Genomic DNA, 22,153 nt, shown 5'->3' with positions numbered 1-22,153 from the left:
CATCTGTGGATGCCACAAGTGCATCGGAATGTCTCCGACTTGCGGGTATTTTCGCGCCTTTCCGCAAGCTGAACGATCGCGGCGGCGTTAGCATTTGTTGTCCTTTCGGCGCTTGCGGAGCATGCGGCTTTGTCCGATGATGACCACGCCGGCAACTTGGCCGGCGGATCTTGCGGCCCGGGTGTGCGCCAGGATGGCGCCGGCGGGCGCTCAAGGGAGGAACTCATGCTTTCCCGTACTAGCCAATTGGCTTCGGCCATCGTGTTGTCCGCCTGTTTCCTGGGCGCCGTCCATGCCCAGACGCCGGCCGCCACGCCCGCACCCGCCAAGACCCCGGCGCCTGCCGCCACGCCCGCCAAGACGCCAACCGCGCAGCAGCAGCGCATGGCCGATTGCAACAAGTCGGCCGAGGGCAAGAAGGGCGATGAGCGCAAGACGTACATGAGCGCCTGCCTGAAGGGCGAGGCGCCGCCGCCCGCCAAGCAGCTGACGCCGCAGCAGCAGAAGATGAAGGACTGCAACGCCAAGGCCGGCGAGCAGAAGCTGACCGGCGACAAGCGCAAGACCTTCATGAGCACTTGCCTGAAGGGCTGAACGCGGCGTTGATTCCGCGCGGGTGAAAAGCGCCGGCCGTTGAACGGGCCGGCGCTTTTTTCTGCGTGCTCCAAGTCGGGCGTCGCCCGTTGCGGCGAGCCCTGATGGCGACGATGCCGTTGAAGAGCGTACCTGCCAGGCGCGCATTCCCGCCACGCCCGGCGCAACCGCAGGCGTCGCCTACACCGTGGCGATCGGCGTGACCGGCGAGCCGATCGCGTGCGGCAGGCGCAGCGGCGGGGCGGTCAGCATGAAGCGGTGGCGGCCGTTGGCGCGAAGCCAGTCGGCCAGGTCCTTCAGGTACCACAGCTCGGCCAGCGGCAGGCCCAGCTTGAACAGGCAGTGGTGATGCAGCGGCAGCATGGCGCGCGGGCCGGTTTTCTCGCGCGCGGGATAGGCTTCCACGGCATAGTTGTCGGCGCAGATGGCGGCGATGCCGCTGTCGGTGATCCACTGCAGCAGCGCGGCGTCGGTGCCGTCGAGCGCGGCGCCGTAGGTGTGCAGCACCTCGGCGTCGGGCTTGCCGGCCATGGCGACCACGGCTTCGGCGTAGCCGGTGCGCAGCACCAGCATGTCGCCGGGCTCGATCTCGATGCCGTCGGCCTTCAGTACGTGCATGATCTCGGCGTGGCCGACCAGGGTGCGGCCGGGGCCGTAGTGGCGCGCCAGGTCCAGCAGCACGCCGCGGCCCTGCATGCCTTTCTGCGCCAGGTTCTCTACGCCCAGCTTCAGCGCGGCCGAGGGGCCGCCGCTGTTGCAGCCGCAGCCGGTGTGGTCGCCATCGGCCGGGCCGATGACGTCGACGCCGGCCTGGAAGCCGTTGTAGTAGCGCAGCTCGGGCTGGCCGTCGCCATCGGCGTCGAACAGCGCGCCGACGTGCGCCAGCGCGTCCCATTGCGTCGAGTACTGCATCGACAGCAGCACCTGGTCGTCGCTCAGCACGTCGACCGCGTCCGGGTTGACGTTGCGCAGCGGGAAGTTCAGGTAGGGCGTGTCGGCCAGGCGCGTCGGGCTCAGTTGCGGCGGATGGCGCCGCGGGTTGAGCACGTTGCCGCCGGGCAGGTCCAGTGGCAGCGACAGGCAGAAGGTCTTGCCGGCGCGGATTTCACGCGCGCCTTTCAGGACCTGTTCTTCGGTGATGAGATTGAGGCGGCCGAGTTGGTCGTCGGGTCCGAAGTCGCCCCAGTTGGAGCCTTCGGGCCGATGGGTCCAGCGCTGCATGGTTTACTCCGTGAGGAAGTCGACCACCGCGCGGGTGAAGGCTTCCGGTTGTTCCCAGTTGGAGATATGGGAGGTGTTCAGTTCGAGGTAGCGCGCGCCGTTGATGGCGGCGGCCAGTTCCTGGCCCTGCGCGGGCGTGGCGGCCAGGTCGTGGGTGCTGCTGATGACCAGCGTCGGCGCCTTGATGGCCGACACCTGTTCGCGGAAGTCGGCGTCGCGCAGCGCGGCGCAGTTGCCCGAGTAGCCGGCGTCGGGGGTGCGGCGCAGCATGTCCACCAGCACTTGCGACAGGCCCGGCTCGGCGGCGCGGTAGCCGTCGGTGAGCCAGCGCTCGACCAGGGTCGGAGCCATCTTTTCCAGCGTCTGTTCGGCCACGGCGGCGATGCGGGCGCTCCAGCCTTCGGCCGAGCCGATGCGCGCGGCGGTATTGCACAGGATCAGCTTGCCGATCAGTTCGGGACGGTTCAGCGCCAGCCACAGGCCGGTGGGGCCGCCCATCGACAGGCCGCAGAAGTGGGCGCGTTCGATGTTCAGGTGCGCCAGCAGTTCGGCGACGTCGTTGCCCAGCTGCGCGAAGCTGTATTCGCCGTCGGGGATCGAGGATTTGCCGTGGCCGCGGGTGTCGTAGCGCAGCACGCGGAAGTGCTTGCTCAGCGCGGGAACCTGGCGTGCCCACATGTCGGCGTTGGTGCCCAGCGAATTGGAGAGCACCAGCACCGGCGCGTCGGCGGGGCCATCGATGACGTAGAACAGCCGTGCCTGGCTGAGATCGGCGTAAGACATGCGGAAAATCCTCGGGGAATGAAAGCGCGGCCACCCGGAGGCGGCCGCGTGGCGATTACAGGTGGCAGGTGCCGTCGACGTAGGCCTTGCGCCAGCGCGTGATGGTCACGCGCTGGAACAGCTGCGCCTGGGCGAAGGGATCGGCGTCGATGAACTGCTGCGCGGCCTCGCGCGTGTCCAGGTCGACGATGTACAGGCCGCCGCCCAGGTCCTTGCCGTCATCCTGCAGCTTGGCGCCGCAGGCCAGCAGCAGGTGCTTGTTGGCGTCCAGGTATTCGAGGTGCGCGGCGCGATGCTGCTGGCGCACGGCCTGGTGGTCCGGCTTGTCGAAGGTTTCGATGATGTAGGGCATGGGCGGCTCCGATCAGATGGCCGAGGGATGGCGCGCCAGCGCCGTCACCTGGATGTCCATGTACGGGAACAGCGGCAGCGACGACAGCAGGGCGTGCAGTTCGTCGTTGTCCTGCACGTCGAAGATGCTGACGTTGGCGTAGCGGCCGACGACGCGCCACAGGCTCTGCCACTTGCCGTCGCGTTGCAGCTGCTGCGCCAGCGCCTTTTCGTCGGCCTTGAGCTTGTCGGCCTGGGCGGCCGGCATGTCGACGGGCAGATTGACCTGCATTTGAACCATGAACAACATGATGAGTGTCTCCAGGAAATCGGCCCCGGCGTTGCCGGGGCGCGAGGATTGATCAGTTGGAAAACTTCAGCGGCAGGCCGGTCAGGCGCAGCAGTTCGTCGGCGGTGGTTTCGCCGAACATGTCGATCACCGTGACGCCGTCGGCGCGGATGTCGAACACGGCCACGTCGGTGTACACGCGCGACACGCAGCGCACGCCGGTCAGCGGATAGGTGCAGGCGTCGACCAGCTTGCTCTGGCCTTCGCGGGTCTGCAGTTCCATCATGACGAAGACGTCCTTGGCGCCGATGGCCAGGTCCATCGCGCCGCCCACGGCGGGGATGGCGTCGGGCGCGCCGGTGTGCCAGTTGGCCAGGTCGCCGTGCTGCGACACCTGGAAGGCGCCCAGCACGCAGATGTCCAGGTGGCCGCCCCGCATCATCGCGAACGAGTCGGCGTGATGGAAGAACGAGCAGCCGGGCAGTTCGGTGACGGGCTGCTTGCCGGCGTTGATCAGGTCGTAGTCTTCCTCGCCCTTGGCCGGCGCGGGGCCCATGCCCAGCATGCCGTTCTCGGTGTGCAGGATGACTTCGCGGTCGGCCGGCAGGTGGTTGGCCACCAGCGTCGGCAGGCCGATGCCGAGGTTGACGTAGGCGCCTTCAGGGATGTCCTGGGCGACGCGGGCGGCGATCTGGTCGCGGGTCAGTTTGGTGCTCATTGCTGCTCCTTGGCGGCCTGGGCGGCGTCGATCTGCACGACGCGCTGCACGAAGATGCCGGGGGTGACGACGGTTTCCGGGTCGAGGGCGCCCAGTTCCACGACTTCGCGCACCTGGGCCACGGCCACGCGCGCGGCGCTGGCCATGATGGGGCCGAAGTTGCGCGCGGTCTTGCGGTACACCAGGTTGCCCCAGCGGTCGCCGCGCTCGGCCTTGATGAGCGCGTAGTCGGCGTGCAGCGGATATTCCAGCACGTATTGGCGGCCGTTGATCTCGCGGGTTTCCTTGCCGTCGGCCAGCGGGGTGCCGTAGCCGGTGGGCGAGAAGAACGCGCCGATGCCGGCGCCGGCGGCGCGGATGCGCTCGGCCAGGTTGCCCTGGGGCACCAGTTCGAGTTCGATCTTGCCGCTGCGGTACAGGCCGTCGAAGATCTGCGAGTCCACCTGGCGCGGGAACGAGCAGATGATCTTGCGCACGCGGTTGGCGCCCAGCAGGGCGGCCAGGCCGGTGGTGCCGTTGCCGGCGTTGTTGTTGATGATGACCAGGTCCTTGGCGCCTTGCTCGAGCAGGGCGTCGATCAGTTCCATGGGCTGGCCGGCGGTGCCGAAGCCGCCGATCATGACGGTGGCGCCGTCGGGGACGTCGGCGAGGGCGGCCGCCGCGCTTGCAACAAGCTTAGAAATCATGGTGTTCGCTCATAGGTGGCGTGTCATAATTTGTTCTTAATTAGAACTTTCGTTCTTCTGAAGAACATCGTTTCATGGGGATGGTCGACCGTCAAGGCAAGCCGGCGCGGTGCGATCCTCCCCGTTTCAGGGTTGCCGGCAACGGCAACGTTTTTTCTCGCGGTAGACGGATGGCCGAGCAAGCAACCCAGCAACCCAGCGACAGCTACGTTCAATCTTTTGCGCGCGGCCTGTCCGTGATCCGGGCGTTCGGCCCGGATCGTTCCCAGATGACGCTGTCCGAGGTCGCGGCCGTCACCGGCCTGACCCGCGCCGGCGCGCGCCGCATCCTGCTGACGCTGGAGCACCTGGGCTACGTCACGGTCGAGGACCGCAAGTTCGCGCTGACCCCGCGCATCCTCGAACTGGGCTACGCCTACCTGTCGGGCACGCCGTTGTGGAACCTGGCGCTGCCCTACATGGAAGAAGTGGCCGAGCAGACGCGCGAGTCGTGCTCGGTGTCGGTGCTGGAAGGCGCCGACATCGTCTACATCCTGCGTCTGTCGACGCACAAGGTCATGACCATCAACCTGGCGGTGGGCAGCCGCCTGCCGGCCTGGGTGACGTCGATGGGCCGCGTATTGCTGGCGGGCCTGCCCGCGGCCGAACTGGACCGGGTGCTGGCCATGAGCCAGATCCAGGCCTATACCAAGGACACCGTGACCGACATCGGCGCGCTCAAGGCCATCCTGGCCGGCGTGCGCGCCGACGGCTACGCCTGCGTGGCGCAGGAACTGGAACCGGGCCTGCAATCCGTCGCGGTGCCGATCGTCGACCGCAGCGGCCGCGTGATCGCCGCGATGAACGTCAGCGGCCATGCCAACCGCTTCTCGCGCGAGGAAATGCTGGCGACCTTCCTGCCGCCGCTGCGCCACGCCGCCGACCAGATCAACCACGCGCTGCTGCGCCGCTAGGCGGCGCGGGCGGGCGGAGTCGGGCAGGCGGGCGGACATGGCGGCCGGCCTCAGATCGGGGCGACGCCCAGCGTCGTGCCGCCGCAGACGTACAGCATCTGGCCGGTGACGAAGCCGTTGTCGGGCGACAGGAAGAACATGGCGGCGCGCGCCACGTCCTCGGGCGTGCCCAGGCGCTTGACCACGATGCTGTTGATGATGCGCTCGGTCTGCGGCGCGCCGGCGGGGTTGCTCTTGGTGAACAGGTCCGTGGCGATGGGGCCGGGGCCGATGGCGTTGACGGTGATGCCGTCGCCGCCCAGTTCCATCGCCAGCGTGCGCGTCAGGCCGACCAGCCCGGCCTTGGTGGCCGAATAGACCACGCGGTCCGGCTTGCCCAGCGCGGCGCGCGACGACATGTTGACGATGCGGCCGAAGCCGGCCGCGCGCATCGCCGGCAGCGCGGCCTGCACCAGGATCAGCGCGGTGCGCAGATGCAGGTTGACCACGTAGTCCAGGTCGGCCAGGGTGGCCGTGTCGGCGGTGCCGGGGCGCGTGGCGCCGGCGTTGTTGACCAGGCCGACGATGTCGTAGGCCGCGGTCACTTCGGCGGCCACTTCCTTGGTGCGCGCTTCGTCGGTCAGGTCGGCCTGGTACGACACCAGCCCCGCCGGCGGATGCTCGGGCAGGCGGTAGTCGATGTTGACCACCTTGTGCCCGGCATCCAGCAGCATGCGGACGATGGCGGCGCCGATCCCGGCGCTGCCGCCGGTCACCAGATACGCGGTAGGTTTGCTCATCTCAGCTCCCAATTCAGTTCTCAATCGCGACGTCCTCAAGAACACCGCCTCTCAACATTCCATCTACCTCCCCAGCGAGGACACCGCCAGATCCGGCTCTGCCGGTCTGCAGGTGTCGCCCCCTTGAGGGGGCGCGCGCGAGCGCGTACGGGGTGGATCTCGTTCTCCGGTCTGCAGGTGTCGCCCCCTTGGGGGGCGCGCGCAGCGCGTAGGGGGGGGGCCCTCTTAATGGGTCAGATAGCCCCACGCCAGCACGGCGGTGATGTGGATCACGCCGACCCACAACATCATGATGACCGTATAGCCCATCACGTCGCGCAGCTTGAGCTTGGACAGCGCCAGCGCCGGCAGGATCCAGAAGGGCTGCACCAGGTCGTTCCAGGCGTTGCCCAGCATCACGGCCATGGTCGTCTGGTTGAGCGCGCTGCCGATTTCGCGGGCGGCGTCGATCATGAACGGACCCTGGATGACCCAGTGGCCGCCGGCCGAGGGCGCGAAGAAGTTGATGACGAACGAGCTGATCAGGCCCCAGAACGGCAGCGTGGCCGGCGTGGCGACGTCGACGAACACCTTGGAGATCGTGGTCACCAGGCCCGAGGCGGCCATGATGGCCATGATGCCGGCGTAGAACGGGTACTGCAGGATGATCCCGGAGATCGTCTTGATGCCTTCGGTCAGCTTGGCCACGTAGGCGGCCGGCGTGCCCAGCAGGATGATGCCCAGGAACAGGATGATGAAGTTGATCAGGTTCAGGTCGAGCGAGCCGCCATCGATGAAGTGGAAGGCGACGTAGGCCACGCCCAGCGCGCCGATCAGCAGGCTGAGGATGCGGCTGTTGTTCAGCTTGGAGGCGAGGGTGCCTTTCTCCAGCATGTCTTCGGCCGCGTTGGACGCGTTGGCGTCGCGGTCGATGGCCGGATCCACTTCGACGATCTTCTCGCCCTTCTTCGGATGCAGCCAGGCGTTCAGCAGCGGCAGCGTCACGATGATCACCAGGCTGGTGATCAGCATCGGCACCGAGAAGATGGTTTCCGTCAGCGGGATGATGCCCATCTGCTTGGCGGTGGGGTGGCCGGGGGTGGCCACCAGCACCGGGATGCTGGCCGACAGGCCCAGGCCGTACATGGTGAAACCGCTGTAGGCCGCGGCGATGATCAGCGGGTAGTGCACGCCCTTGACCTTGAGCGCCAGCTTCTTGGCGACGATGCCGCCGATGACCAGGCCGAAGCCCCAGTTCAGGTAGCTGCCGATGCCGCCCACCAGCGTGGCGACGATGATGGCGGTGTGCGGCTTGTGCACGTGGCTGACGATGCGGTTGAGCAGGCGGTCGGTCAGCGGCGCGGTGGCCAGCACGTAGCCCATGGCCAGGATCACGGCCATCTGGGTGGTGAACGCCAGCAGGCTCCAGAAGCCCTTGCCCCAGGCGCGGGTCACGTCGCCGATGCCCTGGCCTTCGATGCCCATGGCCAGCAGCACGGTGAGCAAGGTCAGCGCGATCGCGAAGACAAAGGGATCGGGCAGATACTTGCGCATCAGCTCAGTGAAAAAAGATGCCAATTTATTCATGGTGCCTCCTACGAACTCCGGTAAGGCGTATTGCTCTTGTGTCTTGCGCCGTGGCGCGCCGGATGTGGCGGCGCCGCGGGTGGGACGGTCGGTTTCTTTGTGTGGTTGGGCTCGTGGCCCGCTGGCGCGTCGGAGGGATCGCCGCGCGCCTTATGGTGTAGGGTTTCGGTGATGCGGCGGCGTCAGGAATCGCCGGCCTTGGCATTGAGCCACGCGGCCAGCTCGCCCAGCGCCGCGCTCTTGTCGCGCAGCACCCGTTCGCGGCGTTCGGCGCTCCAGGTGTAGAACCCCTGGCCGCTCTTGGCGCCGAGCTGGCCGTTCTCGACCTTGCTCTTGAGCAGCTCGGACGGCTCGGTGCGGTTTTCCAGGTCTTTGTAGAGATAGCTGGCGATGGCGTAGTGGACGTCGATGCCGTTCATGTCGCGCTGCTCCAGCGGACCGGACAGCGCCAGGCGGATGCCCAGGCTCCACTTGACCACTTCGTCGATGTCCTCGGCGCTGGCCACGCCCTTTTCCAACAGCGAGATGGCTTCGCGCGCCAGGGCGTGCTGGATGCGGTTGGCGATGAAGCCGGGGATGTCCTGGCGCACCAGCACCGGGCGCTTGCCGCCCAGGCGCAGCGTCGCCATGACGCGCGCCACGGTGTCTTCCGAGGTGGCGTCGTTGCGCACCACTTCGACCAGCGGGATGACGTCGGCGGGGGTGAAGAAGTGCGTGCCGACAAAGCGGTCGCGGCGCGCGACAGCACTGGCGATGGCGTTGATCGACAGGCCCGAGGTGTTGGTGGCGAAGATCGCTGCGGGCTTGCACAGCGCATCGAGCTGCGCGAACAGGCCGCGCTTGAGCTCCAGGTTCTCGGGAACCGCCTCGATCACCAGGTCGCAGTCGGCGGCCGCGTCCAGGCCGGGCGCCATGCGGATGCGTTGCATCACGGCGTCGACCTGGCCGGGCGCGTAGACGTTCAACTGGCGTTCGATGACGGCGCGGGCGCGATCCAGGGCGCCGTCCATCGGATCGACCAGGACCACGTCCAATCCCTTCGAGGCGAAGAGCGCGGCGATGCCGCTGCCCATGGCGCCGGCGCCGATGACGGCCAGATTCTGCAGGGGAGTATCCATGAGGGTTCGCTTGCCTTACACGGCGCGCGCGGCGGGCGGCACAGGCGGAACCAGGGAACTGCGATCTGTCTCTTCCGTCGGTGTCTTCCTGTGCGCGGGCCAGAAAAATCGTTGTGTTCTATATACGAACATTTGTGCGTATATAGAATTTCTGGAAAAGATAGTACTAAAAGTTGCCGGGGGTGGACAAATGGCCTTTTTGCGGTGTTCGGCAGGTGGACAGTGTGGAGCGCGGCCAAGCCGCCTGCCGGGGTCGTCGCGTTCCGCACGGAGGGCCGATTCGAGGGGATGGGGGCAAAGAAGGCGCCGGAGCGCGAGGCCCCGGCGCGGCGTTAGTCTTTCGCCTCAGCCCGAATTGCGCAACCCGGCGGCGATGCCGTTGATGGTCAGGTGGATGGCGCGTTGCACGCGTTCGTCGGCCTCGGCGGCGGGCGACTTCTGCGCCGCGCGGTGGCGGCGGATCAGGTCGACCTGCAGGTAGTTGAGCGGGTCGATGTAGGCGAAGCGCTCGCGCAGCGAGGCCTGCAGCGCGGGGTTGTCGGCCAGCAGCTCGCGCCGCGTCAGCAGCTTGAGCATGGCCAGGGTGCGGGCGTGTTCGGCGCTGATCATGCCGAAGATCTTCTCGCGCAGCGCGCGCTGCGGCACCAACTGCGCATAGCGCGCGGCGATGGCCAGGTCGGACTTGGCCAGCACCATCTCCATGTTGGACAGCAGGGTGCGGAAGGCGGGCCAGTCGCGCGCCATTTCGCGCAACTGGGCCAGGCGGCCGCGCTGCGAGCGCGGCGCCCCCGGCGCGCCGGTCTCCAGATAGGCCTCGATGGCCGAGCCCATGCCGTACCAGCCGGTCAGCATCAGGCGGCATTGGGCCCAGGAAAACCCCCAGGGGATGGCGCGCAGGTCTTCGATGCGCTGGCCCTTCTTGCGCGAGGCCGGGCGCGAGCCGATGTTCAGGCCGGCGATCTCGGCGATGGGCGTGGCGGCGAAGAAGTACTCGGCAAAGCGCGGCGTGTCATACACCAGGCCGCGGTAGCTGCGCTGCGCGGTCTCGGACATGAACGACATGGCCGGGCCGTGCTGCGCCATGTGCGCGTCTTCCGCGCTGGTGGCCTCGGCGCGCGGCGCCAGGCTGGATTCGAGCGTGGCGGCGACCAGCAGCTCCAGGTGCCAGCGGCCGACCTCGGCGTCCTTGTACTTGCTCTGGATGACCTCGCCCTGTTCGGTCAGGCGGATCTGGCCGGCCACCGTGCCCGGCGGCTGCGCCAGGATGGCGTCGAAGCTGGAGCCGCCGCCGCGGCCCACCGAGCCGCCGCGTCCATGGAACAGGCGCAGGCGCACGTGGCGGCTGGAGAAGACGTCCACCAGCGCGCGCTCGGCCTGGTACAGCGACCAGTTGGAGGTGAGGAAACCGCCGTCCTTGTTGCTGTCGGAATAACCCAGCATGACTTCCTGGGCGCCGTTCTGGGCGCGCTTCACGCGCTCGCGGATCTCGGGCAGGTCGAGCCAGGCGGCCATGATGTCGGCGCCGCGCTGCAAGTCGGGAATGGTCTCGAACAGCGGCACCACCATCAGGCCGTCTTCCGGCGGGATGTCCTGGCCGGCGGGCGCGATCAGGCCCGCTTCCTTCTGCAGCACCATCACTTCCAGCAGGTCGCTGAGGGTTTCGGTGTGCGAGACGATGGTCTGGCGCACGGCCTGCCTGCCATAGCGCTGGCGGCCGGCGGCGGCGGCGCGCAGCACCGCGAGTTCGCGCGTGGTGTCCTCGCTGTAGGCGATCCAGGGCGAGGCCAGCGGCCGCGCCTGCGCCAGTTCGGCGCGCAGCAGGGCCACGCGCGCGTCCTCGTCCAGCGCCAGATAGTCCAGCGGCTGGCCCGCGTGCGTGACGCCGGCGCGGCTGAACAATTCGGCCAGCGCGCGCTCGTGCACGTCGGAACTCTGGCGCAGGTCGACCGTGGCGAGGTGGAAACCGAACACTTCGACCGCCTGCTGCAAGCCGGCCAGCCGCAGCCGGCCGATGGGCGCGCCATGATGCGCGGCCAGCGACGCGGCGATGATGGCCAGGTCGGCCGACAATTCCTGCGGCGTGTCGTAGGGTTGCGCCGCGACGGTGCTGCGGCGGGCCAGGTTCTGGCCGGTCAGGCGCAGCGCGGTGGCGGCCAGGCGCGCATAGACGCCGACCAGCGCGCGGCGGTAGGGCTCGTCGCTGCGATGCGGCGAGTCGTCGCCGCTGTGTTCGGCCAGCGCCAGCAGCGCCGGGTCGACCGCGATCAGCAGCGTGGTGATGGACAGTTCGGCGCCCAGCGCGTGGACTTCCTGCAGATAGTGCTCGAACAGCACCGTGGCCTGGCGCAGCAGGGCCCGCTCCAGCGTGTCGGCGTCGACGTTGGGGTTGCCGTCGCGGTCGCCGCCGATCCAGCTGCCCATGCGCAGGAACGGCTCCAGCGGCGCGGGCGGGGCGCCGAAGGGCTTGGCGTCGCGGTTGAGCAGCTTGGACAGGTCGCCGTAGACGCGCGGGATGACCTGCAGGAAGGTGCTGCGGTAGTACGACAGCGCGTTCTCGATTTCGTCGGCCACCGTCAGGCGGGTGTAGCGCAGCATGCGCGTCTGCCACAGCGTGGCCACGCGGCCGAGCAGCGCGGCGTCGAGCTCGGCCAGTTCCTCGGGAGTCAAGGGTTGGTCGCGCTGGGACAATGCCGCGGCGATTTCGCGATGCACGTCCAGCGTGCTCTTGCGTTGCACCTCGGTGGGGTGGGCGGTCAGCACCGGCATGACGCAGGCCTCGGCCAGCAGCCGGCGGATGCGCGCGGGCGTCACGCCCTGGCGGCCCAGGGTCTGCACGGCATCGCGCAGGCTGCCGCGGGCCGGCGCGTCGCCCGCCAGCGCGCGGGCGCGCTGGCTGCGGTTCTGGTCGCGGTCCTCGGCGATGTTGGACAGGTGCAGGAAATAGCTGAAGGCGCGCGCCACCGAGTTGGGGTCGCTGCCCTGCAGGTGCTTGACGCGCTGTTCCAGCAGCTTGCCGTCGGCGGCATTGCCTTCGCGGCGGAATTTGACGGCGGTGCGGCGCAGGGTCTCGATGGTGTCGAAGACGCGTTTGCCTTCGCATTCGGCGATGACTTCGCCGAGCAATCGGCCTAACAGCCGGATATCGTGACGCAAGGGTTCTGCTGAATCGGACTGCGGGCGGCTGGCATTCATCGGGCGGGAGATCCGTCGGGCTGCTGGGAAAGGGAAGGGTCAGGTGATGCGCACTGCGGGTAAACCGTAAACGAGAACGGCACCGATTTTACGCAGGCTTCCTTACGGGAAAGACGGCTGGCTGCGGTAAAGTCTGGCCTATCCCTTCGTCTTTGCAGAAACCCCCTTTTATGCTGAATCACCAACGTCGCGCGCTCGTGTTGTTTTCGGGCGGCCAGGATTCCACCACCTGCCTGGCCTGGGCGCTGGACCGCTATGCCCATGTGGAAACCGTGGCGTTCGACTATGGCCAGCGCCACCGCATCGAGCTGGATGCGCGGCTGAACGTGCTGCGCGACATCCGCGCGCGCTTTCCGCAATGGGCGCCGCGCCTGGGCGAAGACCATCTGCTGGACCTGAAGGTGCTGGGCCAGGTGGGCGACACCGCCATGACCAGCGACCGCGCCATCGAGATGCAGGCCAATGGCCTGCCCAACACCTTCGTGCCGGGACGCAACCTGCTGTTCCTGACGCTGGCGGCCGCGCTGGGCTACCGGCGCCAACTGGACGTGCTGGTGGGCGGCATGTGCGAAACCGATTTTTCGGGCTATCCCGATTGCCGCGACGACACCATCAAGGCGCAACAGGTGGCGCTGGGGTTGGGCCTGGGCAGCCGCGTCACCATCGAGACGCCGCTGATGTGGATCGACAAATCGGAAACCTGGGCGTTGGCCAGGAGCCTGGGCGGCGACGCGCTGGTCGAGACCATCGTCGAGGAAAGCCACACCTGTTACCTGGGCGAGCGCGGCGCGCGCCATGACTGGGGTTATGGCTGCGGCGAATGCCCGGCCTGCAAGCTGCGCCGAGCTGGCTGGGACAAATGGCAGGCGCAGGGCGGGATCTGAGGCCTCCGTCCATCCCCCATCGATAACCCTGAATTCACACCGCTTCAGCGACAGGCCGCGATGCACTGCCGACCAACGCCGCAATGGCGTCAGAACTCGCGTGGACGGTAGCCATACGCGTGTCGCTACGTTTCGCCGATCAGTGATTTTTATTTCGATATGTTGAATTCCATTCATTTAAAAATGAATGGAATTCAATTATTTTCGACTTTGCGCAGTGACGTGAACGATTGAGCGCTCTTTTTTTGCGACCCTGTTCCCGGTATGGAGATGCAAACAAACATTTCAATACCGTTCGATGGAAAGCGGTTTCACTCAGGGCTCAATCATCATGAATCGGTCGCGCATTATCCTTATTTTCGACAACGAATTCGCCAAGCAGGGCATCTCCGATTCGCTCGAGCAGATCGGTTTCGTCCTGAATCCCGTATCGCTCCAGGAACCGGCGCCGGCGTGCCAGGCCGGCGAAATCCAGGTGCACCTGTGCCTGCCGCGAGATCTGGACATCACCATCGGCCAGTTGCGCGCGCGCTTCGCCCATTCCACGATCATCGCCATCCGCCACATCGAAAGCCCGGCGGTGCGGATCAATGCGCTGCTGGCCGGCGCCGACAGCTGCTATGGCGCCAACATCAGCTATAGCGAAGTGGCGGCCGCGATCCAGTCGGCGCAACGCAAACTGACCCTGTGCCAACCGCCCGCGGCGGTCGGGCCGCGGCGGCCGGACGCGCCGCCCGATCCGACCGCGGCCGAAAAAAGCTGGCGGCTGTGCGACAACGAATGGACGCTGGTCTCGCCCGCGGGGCCGGGCGTCAGCCTCACGCCCATGGAGCGCGCGGTGCTCAAAGGCATGCACGCGCATGCCGAACGGCTCATCCGCCGCGCCGATTTCGCGGTCGCCAGCCTGGATATCCCCGGCAACGGCCGCGCGCTGGACCTGGTCATCAGCCGCCTCAAGCGCAAGGGCGCAGCCGCCGGGCTGAGCATTCCGATCCGCAGCTTGCGCGGCAAGGGATATTCGTTCTCCGCCGCGTTGGCGCAGGATAGCGCCGCCGGCGACGGCCGCGAACCGGCGGCGCCCCGGAAAGAGGGCGGGCCCGTCTCGCCGTTGCTGGCCGCGATCCAAGGGGACCGGCTGCAATTCCACTACCAGCCCATCGTCGCCGCTTCGGACCTGGAGATCGTGGGCGCCGAGGCGCTGTTGCGGTGGCGGGCGGCCGGCGGCGAAACGCTGGGCATCGACGGCCTGTTGCGCGAGGCCGGGGCGCCCGAGGTCGCGCAAGCCCTGATCAGCTGGGGCATTCGCACCATTGCGAGCGACCAGGCGCGCTGGCGGCAGGCTGCGCGCGGCTGCGGACCGGCGGTCAATATCAATATCTCGCCCCAGAGCTTTGCCCGCCGTGACGTCGTCGGCGTGATCCTGCGCGATATCGCCGTGTGTGGACTGGCGCCGCGCGATATCCGTATCGAACTTACCGAAGAGGCGGCCTTGCACGCGGCCAGCGCGGACATCCGTTGCATGCTGGAGGAGTTCACCAGCCGCGGCATCCAGGTGTGGCTGGACGATTTCGGCAAGGGCTACAACAACCTCGAATGGCTGTCGACGCTACCGCTGGCGGGCTTGAAACTCGACAAGTCCATCGTCTGGAGCGCGGCGCGGCAGGCCGATGCGCAGAAAGTGCTGGCCTCGATCTGCCAGCTGGCGCGGGATCTGGATATCGTCACCGTGGCCGAAGGGGTAGAAACCGAGGCGCATTGCCGGGCCGCGCGGGAAGCCGGCTGCGACCTGTTGCAGGGCTTCCTGTTCTTTCGGCCCGGCACCGCCGACGAACTGGCCACCGCGTTGAACGCGCAATGCCAACGCCGTGACGACGTGGCCTGGGCGCGCGACCGCGGTGCGCCCGCCACGGCGGTCTGCGACGGCGGCGCGCCGTTCAGCCCCGTGCCCGGGCAATGAAGCGCCACCGCAGCGCCAATGCGGCGGCCAGGATGGCGCCGGCCACGCCGGCGGACATGCCCATCGCGGCATGCGCCCCATGCCGTTGCACGACGTAGGCGTACGCCACCGGCGCGGCGGCCGTCAGCAGGAAGCTGGGCATCAGCAGGGCGCCGGTCACCGCGCCGTAACTGCGGAAGTCGAACAGTGCCAGCGGCAGCGTGCCGCGCGTGATGGTCAGCAGGCCGTTGCAGGCACCGTACAGCGAGGCATAGGCGGCCAGGGCGGCGAGATGGCCGCCGGAGAACAGCGCCAGCATGAAGCCGAGCGGCAGCAGGGCGGCCACCGCCAGGGTCAGGGTCAGCGGATGCAGGCGAGATCCCAGCGCGACATCGGCCAGCCGCGAGGCGAACTGGCCAATGCCCCATAGCGCGGCGACGTTGACGGCCAGGGCCTTGGCCAGGCCAAGGCCGGACAGCAGGGGGATCAGGTGGGCGGCGTTGCCGGCCGCCAGGAAGTTGGTCAGCATGGCGATCGTGGCGTACAGCGCGCCAGCCAGGCGGCGCTCGCGGGCATTGCGCGCCAGGCCGGCTCCGCCCTGGCCCGGTGCCTGCGCCGGCGCGGCGTAGCGCGTGCGCGGCAGCGCCAGGTACAACGGCAGCGTCGCCAGCGCCAGCGCGGCGTACGCCAGCACCGCGCCGCGCCAGCCCAGCCAATCCGACAGCGCATGGCCCACCGGCCACATCACCGTCGAGGCGAGTCCGCCGAACAGGGTGATCTGCGACATCGGCCGGCGCGCGGCGGGACCCGCGGCGCGCGCCAGCGAAGCGAAGGCGGCGTCATACAGGCACAGCCGCATGCCCAGGCCCAACAGCGTCCAGGCGGCGAAGTACGCCACCGGCCCGTGCGCGGCGGCCAGCAGGATGCAGCCGGCCGCGGCCACGACGGCGCCGGTCGGCATGATGCGGTGGCCGCCCCAGCGGTCCACCGCCCGGCCAGCCAGCGGCGAAACCAGCGCCATGACGACGATGGCACAGGAGAAGCCGCCATAGATAGTGGCGGGGTTCCAGCCCAGGTCGGCGGCCATGTCCGGTCCAAGCGCGCCGATCAGGTAGAACGTCACGCCCCAGCCGACCAGTTGGGTCAGGCCCAGGCAGACCACCGCGCGGGCGGCGATCACGGGCGTTGCGGCGGCGTGCCGTCGCCTTCGCCAAGCGCGCGCTGCATCAGCACGGTGTCGCGCCATTCGCCATGCTTGTGACCCACCGAGCGCAGCGTGCCGACCGGATGGAAGCCCTGGCTCGCATGCACCGCGAGCGAGGCGGCGTTGCGGCTGTCGCCCACCACCGCCAGCATCTGCCGCCAGCCGGCCGCGGTGCAGCGTTCGACCAGCGTCGCCAGCAACCTGCCGCCGATGCCCTGGCCGGCGCGGCCGGCCTTGACGTAGACCGAATCCTCGACGGTGTGGCGGTAGGCGGGACGCGGACGATAGGGGGTCACGTAGGCATAGCCCACGACTTCGCCGTCGATTTCGGCCACCAGGTAGGGCATGTCCTTTTCCAGCACGCCGGCGCGCCGCTGGCGCATTTCCTGGATCGACGGCGGGTCCAGTTCGAACGACGCGGTGCCGTGCTGCACGTGATGCGCGTAGATGGATTTGATCGCGGGCAGGTCGGCGTCGACGCTGTCGCGGATCAGGATGGGGGCGGCGGAGGGCGGCATGGCGATGTTTTCTGCGGTGGGGGATCGATGGAAAGCAGCCGCCAGTGTGGCGCAGGCCCATGCATAAATAAAGCTTTGGTTTATTATGGTTTTCATAAGCAAAACTTTGGATGACGGGCGGACCATGCGCGGCCTCAATCTGGACGCCCTGCGCACGTTTGCGCAGGTGATCGAACTGGGCAGTTTTTCGGCGGCCGCCGAACGCGGCGGCATCACCCAACCCGCGGTCAGCCTGCAGGTGCGCCAGCTCGAGCGCCGCTTCGGCCTGAAGCTGGTCGAGCGGGTCGGCCGGCGCGCCGGTCCCACCGCCGCCGGACTGGAACTGCTGAACCACATCCGCGCCATCGACGCGGCGCTGGCGCAGGCCGAGCAGGCCATGACCGCGCATGCTTCACAGGTGACGGGCCGCGTGCGGCTGGGCACCGGCGCCACCGCCTGCACCTACCTGCTGCCGCCGCTGCTGGCCGATCTGCGGCGCCGTTTTCCGGCGCTGGACGTGGTGGCCAGCACCGGCAATACCGCCGACATGCTGCGCGGGCTGGAGAACAACACGCTGGACATCGGCCTGGTGACCCTCCCCGCACCGGGGCGCATGATCGAGGCCACGCCGGTGCTTGAAGACGAGTTCGTGGCCATCTTCCCCGCGCGGGGGCCGCTGGCGATTCCCGACGCGGTGACGCCGCAGGCGTTGGCGGCATTGCCGCTGGTGCTGTTCGAGCCGGGCGCGCGCACCCGCCGCCTGGTGGACGACTGGTTCGAAGAGGCCGGAGTGGCGGTCAAGCCGGTCATGGAGCTGGGCAGCACCGAGGCCATGAAGGAAATCGTGGCCGCCGGCCTGGCCTGCGCGGTGCTGCCCAGGATGGCGGTGAGCGGCGCGGGCCAGCGCGGCAGCCTGGCGCTGCGTTCGCTGGCGCCGCGCCTGGCGCGCACCCTGGCGGTGGTGGTGCGCCGCGACAAGCCGCTCAGCCGCGGGCTGCGGCACCTGCAGGAGGCATTGCTGGCGCTGCGGACGTGAACGCGTAGGGGTGGAACACGTCCACCGGCAATTGGTTGCATGCCTGCACGCAGTCGCGCACGGCGGCCATGTCGGAAAAGTCCAGGCCGCTGGCGATGCCCTGCCGGTCCAGGTTCAGCGCCAACGTCACCAGATCGACGTTGCCGGTGCGTTCGCCGTTGCCGAAGAGGCAGCCTTCGACGCGGTCGGCGCCCGCCAGCACCGCCAGCTCCGCCGAGGCCACGGCGGTGCCGCGGTCGTTGTGCGGATGCACGCTCAGCACGATGCTGTCGCGCCGCGCCAGGCGGCGGTGCATCCATTCGATCTGGTCCGCGTACACGTTGGCGGTCGTGCACTCCACCGTCGACGGCAGGTTGATGATCATCTTGCGGGCCGGACTCGGCCGCCAGATGGCGCTGACCGCATCGCAGACCTCGAGCGCGAAATCCAGCTCGGCCAGGCTGAAGGTCTCGGGCGAGTATTCGTAGATCCACTCCGTCTCCGGATGCGCGTCGGCCAGCGCGCGGATCTGGCGGGTGCCGGCCAGCGCGATCTCCTTGATCTCGGCGCGGCTCATGCCGAACACGATGCGGCGCCATTGCGGCGCTATCGGGTTGTACAGGTGCACGATGGCGCGCGGCGCGCCGCGCAGCGATTCGAAGGTGCGCGCGATCAGGTCGGGCCGCGACTGGGTCAGGACCTCGATGGTGACGTCGCTGGGGATGCGGCTTTCCTCGATCAGCTTGCGCACGAAATTGAAATCCGTGTCGGACGCCGAGGGAAACGCCACTTCGATCTCTTTCAGGCCCACCGCTACCAATTGCTCGAAAAAGCGCAGCTTGCGGGCCGCGTCCATGGGTTCGATCAGCGCCTGGTTGCCGTCGCGCATGTCGGTGCTCATCCAGATCGGCGGTGCGCTCGGACGACGCGTGGGCCACTGGCGTTCGGCGTAGTCGCGCGAAAAGGGCTGGACGGGGCGGTACTTGTGTTGGGGGTGGTCGAGCATGGAAACCTCCGGCCGCGCGGCGCGCGGCGTCTGTGGCCGCCGGTCTGCGGCGGCGGGCGGGCAAGGGAGGTGGCGAACGGACCCTTCAGAGGGGCCGTGGCTGCCGGGCGGCCACGGGGCGCAAGGCCCGGCAACCGCGCGCTAGTCGTAGCGTCGACGCGGTGGCGTGCGCGACAGGGGGGGCGAAGGGACGGGTGGCCGGGAGGGCTGGCGCGCAGGCGCAAGCGGGGCGGGCGTCCGGGATGGCGCGCGTCGAGGTGAAGGCGTCCGATTTGCCGGCCACGCGCGCGCGCCTGCCGCGCAAGGTGGCGCAGGCGGCGGTGGAACTGGGGGCGGGACGCATGATCGGGGCGCGGGCAGCAATGAAATCGAACGGGGATGCCGGCAGGATAGGTACACTGGAAAAGACCGTCTACCGCCAGCTGGACATGAATCGTCGAGAAATGGACAAACCCAAACCGCCGTCGCGCCTGGCCGGCTCGCGCAAGCCCGCCGATCTGGACCTGTTCCCATACGAATCCTCGCTGCGCCCGGTGGCCGCGCTGGCCGTGGACTACGAGGACGGGCATCGCGTGGGCCGCCATCGTCACCGCCGTTCGCAGCTGGTGTATGCGATCTCGGGCGTGATGGTGGTGGATACCGACGCCGGCATCTGGGTGGTGCCGCCCACGCGCGGCGTGTGGGTGCCGGCCTGGGTATCCCACTCCATCCGCATGAGCGGCGAGCCGCGCATGCGCACCGTGTTCGTCGAGCCGGGGGCGGCCTCGCACCTGCCCACCGAATGCTGCGTGCTGTCGATCTCGCCGCTGTTGCGCGAGCTGATGGTGGCGGCCGCGGAGGTGCCGCTGGACTGGAAGCCGGGCACCCGCGATGGCCGGCTGATGCTGCTGCTGCTGGACGAATTGAAACAGGAGCCGGTGCTGCCGCTGCACCTGCCGCAGCCGTCCGAGCCGCGCCTGGCGCGCATCTGTCGCGCCATCGTGCGCCACCCCGAGCGGCAGGCGGGCGCGGCCGACTGGGCGCGCGAATTGGGGGTGGATCCCAAGACGGTGCACCGCCTGTTCCTGCGGCATACCGGCATGACCTTCGGCCGCTGGCGCCAGCAGGCGCGCCTGCTGGCGGCGATGGAGCGGCTGGCGCGCGGCGAGCGGGTATTGGATGTGGCCCTGGACCTGGGCTATGAAAGCCCCAGCGCCTTCGCGGCCATGTTCCGCAAAGCCCTGGGCGAGCCGCCCAGCGCCTTCGCCGCGCGCGGCGCGGCGTCCGCCTGATGGCCGCGGCGCGGTCTCGGGGCGGCCTCGGAGGCGGTCCGCGGCCGCTGCGCGCCGGAACCAGCGTATTATTTACCGTTTTGCCGCCCACGCTAATAGCCTGAGACAAGATCATGCCGCACTACCGTTCCCGCACCTCGACCCACGGCCGCAACATGGCCGGCGCCCGCGCCCTGTGGCGCGCCACCGGCATGAAGGACGGAGACTTCGGCAAGCCGATCATCGCGGTGGTCAACTCGTTCACGCAGTTCGTGCCGGGCCACGTGCACCTGCGCGACCTGGGCGCGCTGGTCGCCAAGGAAATCGAGGCCGCCGGCGGCGTCGCCAAGGAATTCAACACCATCGCCGTCGATGACGGCATCGCCATGGGCCACGGCGGCATGCTGTATTCGCTGCCTTCGCGCGAACTGATCGCCGACTCGGTCGAATACATGGTCAACGCGCACTGCGCCGACGCCATGGTCTGCATCTCGAACTGCGACAAGATCACCCCGGGGATGCTGATGGCCGCGATGCGCCTGAACATCCCGGTGGTGTTCGTGTCCGGCGGCCCGATGGAAGCAGGCAAGGTCAAGTCGCCGACCGACGGCAAGGTGATCGCCAAGATCGACCTGATCGACGCCATGATCAAGGCCGCCGATCCCAACGTGTCGGACGCCGACGTGGCCGAAGTCGAACGCAGCGCGTGTCCGACCTGCGGCTCCTGTTCCGGCATGTTCACCGCCAACTCGATGAACTGCCTGACCGAGGCCATCGGCCTGGCGCTGCCGGGCAACGGCACCATCGTCGCCACGCACGCCTGGCGCAAGGGGCTGTTCGAGCAGGCCGGCCGCCTGGTGGTGGACCTGTGCCGCCGCTACTACGTCGAGGAAGACGAATCGGTCCTGCCGCGCAGCATCGCCACCAAGAGCGCGTTCCAGAACGCCATGGCGCTGGACGTGGCCATGGGCGGTTCCACCAACACCGTGCTGCACCTGCTGGCCGCGGCGCAGGAAGCCGGCGTCGACTTCACCATGGCCGACATCGACCGCATTTCGCGCAAGGTGCCGTGCCTGTGCAAGGCCGCGCCGGCCACCGACAAGTACCACATCGAAGACGTGCACCGCGCCGGCGGCATCCTGGGCATCCTGGGCGAACTGGCGCGCGCCGATCTGCTCGACCTGTCCTGCGGCAACGTGCACAGCGGCACGCTGGGCAACGCCATCGCGCAATGGGACGTGGCCGGCGGCGCCGGCGAAGCGGCGCAGAAGTTCTATCGCGCCGCGCCTGGCGGCATCCCCACCACCGTGGCCTTCAGCCAGGACGCCACCTTCCTGACGCTGGACACCGATCGCAAGACCGGCTGCATCCGCAGCAAGGAAAACGCCTACTCCAAGGACGGCGGCCTGGCCGTGCTGTACGGCAACCTGGCCGAGAAGGGCTGCATCGTCAAGACCGCCGGCGTGGATGAATCGCAGTGGGTCTTCACCGGCCGCGCGCGCGTGTTCGAAAGCCAGGACGACGCCGTCGAAGGCATCCTGGGCGACAAGGTCGTGCCGGGCGACGTGGTGGTGATCCGCTACGAAGGCCCCAAGGGCGGTCCCGGCATGCAGGAAATGCTGTATCCCACGTCGTACCTGAAGTCCAAGGGCCTGGGCAAGACCTGCGCGCTGTTCACCGATGGCCGCTTCTCGGGCGGCTCGTCGGGCCTGGTGATCGGCCACGCCTCGCCCGAAGCGGCCGAGGGCGGCACCATCGGCCTGGTGGAAGACGGCGACACCATCGAGATCGACATCCCCAACCGCAAGATGCACCTGGCCGTGTCCGACGACGAGCTGGCCCGCCGCCGCGCCGCGATGAACGCGCGCGCCGATGGCGGCTGGCTGCCGGTGGGCCGCGAGCGCGTGGTGTCGCAGGCCCTGCAGGCCTACGCGGCGCTGGCCACCTCGGCCGACCGTGGCGCGGTGCGCGATCTGTCGCAGCTCAAGCAGAAGCGTTGATCGGCCGGCGGTCGATCCCATGGAAAAAGCGGCGCCGCGTGCGCCGCTTTTTCTTTTGTGGTCGCAGAGCCAGATAACCCTGCCGTCGGCCCGGCCACCGCGCAACCGGGGCGTGCACGCGCTATAAAATTC

General features: G+C 68.4%; 20 protein-coding genes. 7 read left to right on the top strand and 13 right to left on the bottom strand.

Going from position 1 to position 22,153, the window contains the following annotated elements; all coding sequences use genetic code 11:
- The first annotated feature begins 225 nt into the window (after positions 1-225).
- A complete protein-coding gene (locus ACVN9Z_RS04875) occupies positions 226-594 on the top strand; it encodes a PsiF family protein (protein WP_020926094.1) in 369 nt (122 codons plus the stop codon).
- 180 nt (positions 595-774) lie between these two features.
- Here the strand turns inward: ACVN9Z_RS04875 and ACVN9Z_RS04870 are convergent, their stop codons facing one another.
- Genes ACVN9Z_RS04870 through ACVN9Z_RS04845 form a run of 6 tightly spaced genes read right to left on the bottom strand, consistent with a single transcriptional unit; the run spans position 775 to position 4,621 of the window.
- A complete protein-coding gene (locus ACVN9Z_RS04870; RefSeq protein ID WP_458213184.1) occupies positions 775-1,815 on the bottom strand; it encodes a cyclase family protein in 1,041 nt (346 codons plus the stop codon).
- Positions 1,816-1,818: 3 nt separating this feature from the next.
- Positions 1,819-2,598 carry a 3-oxoadipate enol-lactonase gene (gene pcaD, locus ACVN9Z_RS04865; RefSeq protein WP_054482073.1) on the bottom strand — a complete coding sequence of 260 codons (780 nt, stop codon included), beginning with the start codon at positions 2,596-2,598 and terminating at the stop codon, positions 1,819-1,821.
- 55 nt (positions 2,599-2,653) lie between these two features.
- Entirely contained in the window at positions 2,654-2,950 is a 297-nt protein-coding gene (locus ACVN9Z_RS04860) for a YciI family protein (RefSeq protein WP_024070579.1), read from the bottom strand.
- Positions 2,951-2,962: 12 nt separating this feature from the next.
- Complete coding sequence (gene catC, locus ACVN9Z_RS04855; protein ID WP_006390036.1) at positions 2,963-3,238, bottom strand: muconolactone Delta-isomerase; 276 nt, start codon at positions 3,236-3,238, stop codon at positions 2,963-2,965.
- Positions 3,239-3,290: 52 nt separating this feature from the next.
- Complete coding sequence (locus ACVN9Z_RS04850) at positions 3,291-3,935, bottom strand: 3-oxoacid CoA-transferase subunit B (RefSeq protein WP_020926099.1); 645 nt, start codon at positions 3,933-3,935, stop codon at positions 3,291-3,293.
- Positions 3,932-4,621, bottom strand: a complete 690-nt coding sequence (locus tag ACVN9Z_RS04845; protein ID WP_024070578.1) for a 3-oxoacid CoA-transferase subunit A — start codon at positions 4,619-4,621, stop codon at positions 3,932-3,934. The genes ACVN9Z_RS04850 and ACVN9Z_RS04845 overlap by 4 nt, the downstream gene beginning before the upstream one ends.
- Positions 4,622-4,791: 170 nt before the next feature.
- Between ACVN9Z_RS04845 and ACVN9Z_RS04840 the strand changes: the two genes are divergently transcribed.
- Positions 4,792-5,574 carry an IclR family transcriptional regulator gene (locus ACVN9Z_RS04840; protein ID WP_020926101.1) on the top strand — a complete coding sequence of 261 codons (783 nt, stop codon included), beginning with the start codon at positions 4,792-4,794 and terminating at the stop codon, positions 5,572-5,574.
- 50 nt (positions 5,575-5,624) lie between these two features.
- Here the strand turns inward: ACVN9Z_RS04840 and ACVN9Z_RS04835 are convergent, their stop codons facing one another.
- From ACVN9Z_RS04835 to ppc, 4 genes are all read right to left on the bottom strand, one after another.
- The gene (locus ACVN9Z_RS04835) at positions 5,625-6,353 is read right to left on the bottom strand and encodes an SDR family NAD(P)-dependent oxidoreductase (RefSeq protein WP_024070575.1); all 729 of its coding nucleotides are present in this window, start codon (positions 6,351-6,353) and stop codon (positions 5,625-5,627) included.
- A gap of 225 nt (positions 6,354-6,578) precedes the next feature.
- Positions 6,579-7,919 carry a short-chain fatty acid transporter gene (locus tag ACVN9Z_RS04830; protein WP_006390043.1) on the bottom strand — a complete coding sequence of 447 codons (1,341 nt, stop codon included), beginning with the start codon at positions 7,917-7,919 and terminating at the stop codon, positions 6,579-6,581.
- A 182-nt stretch (positions 7,920-8,101) separates the two neighbouring features.
- Complete coding sequence (locus ACVN9Z_RS04825; RefSeq protein WP_054515747.1) at positions 8,102-9,037, bottom strand: 3-hydroxyacyl-CoA dehydrogenase family protein; 936 nt, start codon at positions 9,035-9,037, stop codon at positions 8,102-8,104.
- A 345-nt stretch (positions 9,038-9,382) separates the two neighbouring features.
- The gene (gene ppc / locus ACVN9Z_RS04820) at positions 9,383-12,229 is read right to left on the bottom strand and encodes a phosphoenolpyruvate carboxylase (RefSeq protein ID WP_458213183.1); all 2,847 of its coding nucleotides are present in this window, start codon (positions 12,227-12,229) and stop codon (positions 9,383-9,385) included.
- 170 nt (positions 12,230-12,399) lie between these two features.
- On the opposite strand from ppc, the gene queC reads away from it, so the two are divergent.
- Together queC and ACVN9Z_RS04810 are read left to right on the top strand one after the other, a co-directional pair.
- Complete coding sequence (queC, locus tag ACVN9Z_RS04815) at positions 12,400-13,113, top strand: 7-cyano-7-deazaguanine synthase QueC (protein WP_458213182.1); 714 nt, start codon at positions 12,400-12,402, stop codon at positions 13,111-13,113.
- A 331-nt stretch (positions 13,114-13,444) separates the two neighbouring features.
- Positions 13,445-15,070 (top strand): EAL domain-containing protein, encoded by a 1,626-nt coding sequence (locus tag ACVN9Z_RS04810; protein WP_223203262.1) that lies wholly within the window; start codon positions 13,445-13,447, stop codon positions 15,068-15,070.
- Here the strand turns inward: ACVN9Z_RS04810 and ACVN9Z_RS04805 are convergent.
- Together ACVN9Z_RS04805 and ACVN9Z_RS04800 are read right to left on the bottom strand one after the other, a co-directional pair.
- Entirely contained in the window at positions 15,048-16,229 is a 1,182-nt protein-coding gene (locus ACVN9Z_RS04805) for an MFS transporter (protein WP_038504502.1), read from the bottom strand. The genes ACVN9Z_RS04810 and ACVN9Z_RS04805 overlap by 23 nt on opposite strands.
- Positions 16,226-16,771 (bottom strand): GNAT family N-acetyltransferase, encoded by a 546-nt coding sequence (locus tag ACVN9Z_RS04800; RefSeq protein WP_053500340.1) that lies wholly within the window; start codon positions 16,769-16,771, stop codon positions 16,226-16,228. The genes ACVN9Z_RS04805 and ACVN9Z_RS04800 overlap by 4 nt, the downstream gene beginning before the upstream one ends.
- A 124-nt stretch (positions 16,772-16,895) precedes the next feature.
- Here ACVN9Z_RS04800 and ACVN9Z_RS04795 point away from each other — a divergent pair, with 124 nt between their 5' ends.
- Complete coding sequence (locus ACVN9Z_RS04795; RefSeq protein ID WP_054471473.1) at positions 16,896-17,786, top strand: LysR family transcriptional regulator; 891 nt, start codon at positions 16,896-16,898, stop codon at positions 17,784-17,786.
- Here ACVN9Z_RS04795 and ACVN9Z_RS04790 read toward each other — a convergent pair.
- On the bottom strand, positions 17,734-18,771 hold the full coding sequence (locus tag ACVN9Z_RS04790) for a 2-isopropylmalate synthase (RefSeq protein WP_006384641.1): 1,038 nt from the start codon (positions 18,769-18,771) through the stop codon (positions 17,734-17,736). The genes ACVN9Z_RS04795 and ACVN9Z_RS04790 overlap by 53 nt on opposite strands.
- 443 nt (positions 18,772-19,214) lie before the next feature.
- Between ACVN9Z_RS04790 and ACVN9Z_RS04785 the strand changes: the two genes are divergently transcribed.
- Both ACVN9Z_RS04785 and ilvD read left to right on the top strand, forming a co-directional pair.
- A complete protein-coding gene (locus ACVN9Z_RS04785; protein WP_053499537.1) occupies positions 19,215-20,042 on the top strand; it encodes an AraC family transcriptional regulator in 828 nt (275 codons plus the stop codon).
- 113 nt (positions 20,043-20,155) lie between these two features.
- Complete coding sequence (gene ilvD / locus ACVN9Z_RS04780; protein WP_020926114.1) at positions 20,156-22,021, top strand: dihydroxy-acid dehydratase; 1,866 nt, start codon at positions 20,156-20,158, stop codon at positions 22,019-22,021.
- Positions 22,022-22,153: the final 132 nt, after the last annotated feature.

The organism is Achromobacter sp. KK8, from assembly GCF_054188005.1.
The sequence above is the reverse complement of the archived record's forward strand: the minus strand, read 5'-3'. Positions and strand labels throughout refer to the sequence as shown.

Bases quoted from the DNA above. Each gene is read 5' to 3' on its own strand.
- ACVN9Z_RS04840 (WP_020926101.1), top strand. From the start codon at position 4,792: ATGGCCGAGCAAGCAACCCAGCAACCCAGCGACAGCTACGTTCAATCT.
- ACVN9Z_RS04810 (WP_223203262.1), top strand. From the start codon at position 13,445: ATGAATCGGTCGCGCATTATCCTTATTTTCGACAACGAATTCGCCAAG.
- ACVN9Z_RS04800 (WP_053500340.1), bottom strand. From the start codon at position 16,771: ATGCCGCCCTCCGCCGCCCCCATCCTGATCCGCGACAGCGTCGACGCC.
- ppc (WP_458213183.1), bottom strand. From the start codon at position 12,229: ATGAATGCCAGCCGCCCGCAGTCCGATTCAGCAGAACCCTTGCGTCAC.
- catC (WP_006390036.1), bottom strand. From the start codon at position 3,238: ATGTTGTTCATGGTTCAAATGCAGGTCAATCTGCCCGTCGACATGCCG.
- ACVN9Z_RS04845 (WP_024070578.1), bottom strand. From the start codon at position 4,621: ATGATTTCTAAGCTTGTTGCAAGCGCGGCGGCCGCCCTCGCCGACGTC.
- ACVN9Z_RS04830 (WP_006390043.1), bottom strand. From the start codon at position 7,919: ATGAATAAATTGGCATCTTTTTTCACTGAGCTGATGCGCAAGTATCTG.
- ACVN9Z_RS04825 (WP_054515747.1), bottom strand. From the start codon at position 9,037: ATGGATACTCCCCTGCAGAATCTGGCCGTCATCGGCGCCGGCGCCATG.
- ACVN9Z_RS04860 (WP_024070579.1), bottom strand. From the start codon at position 2,950: ATGCCCTACATCATCGAAACCTTCGACAAGCCGGACCACCAGGCCGTG.
- ACVN9Z_RS04785 (WP_053499537.1), top strand. From the start codon at position 19,215: ATGGACAAACCCAAACCGCCGTCGCGCCTGGCCGGCTCGCGCAAGCCC.
- ACVN9Z_RS04870 (WP_458213184.1), bottom strand. From the start codon at position 1,815: ATGCAGCGCTGGACCCATCGGCCCGAAGGCTCCAACTGGGGCGACTTC.
- ACVN9Z_RS04790 (WP_006384641.1), bottom strand. From the start codon at position 18,771: ATGCTCGACCACCCCCAACACAAGTACCGCCCCGTCCAGCCCTTTTCG.
- queC (WP_458213182.1), top strand. From the start codon at position 12,400: ATGCTGAATCACCAACGTCGCGCGCTCGTGTTGTTTTCGGGCGGCCAG.
- ACVN9Z_RS04795 (WP_054471473.1), top strand. From the start codon at position 16,896: ATGCGCGGCCTCAATCTGGACGCCCTGCGCACGTTTGCGCAGGTGATC.
- ACVN9Z_RS04835 (WP_024070575.1), bottom strand. From the start codon at position 6,353: ATGAGCAAACCTACCGCGTATCTGGTGACCGGCGGCAGCGCCGGGATC.
- pcaD (WP_054482073.1), bottom strand. From the start codon at position 2,598: ATGTCTTACGCCGATCTCAGCCAGGCACGGCTGTTCTACGTCATCGAT.
- ilvD (WP_020926114.1), top strand. From the start codon at position 20,156: ATGCCGCACTACCGTTCCCGCACCTCGACCCACGGCCGCAACATGGCC.
- ACVN9Z_RS04850 (WP_020926099.1), bottom strand. From the start codon at position 3,935: ATGAGCACCAAACTGACCCGCGACCAGATCGCCGCCCGCGTCGCCCAG.
- ACVN9Z_RS04875 (WP_020926094.1), top strand. From the start codon at position 226: ATGCTTTCCCGTACTAGCCAATTGGCTTCGGCCATCGTGTTGTCCGCC.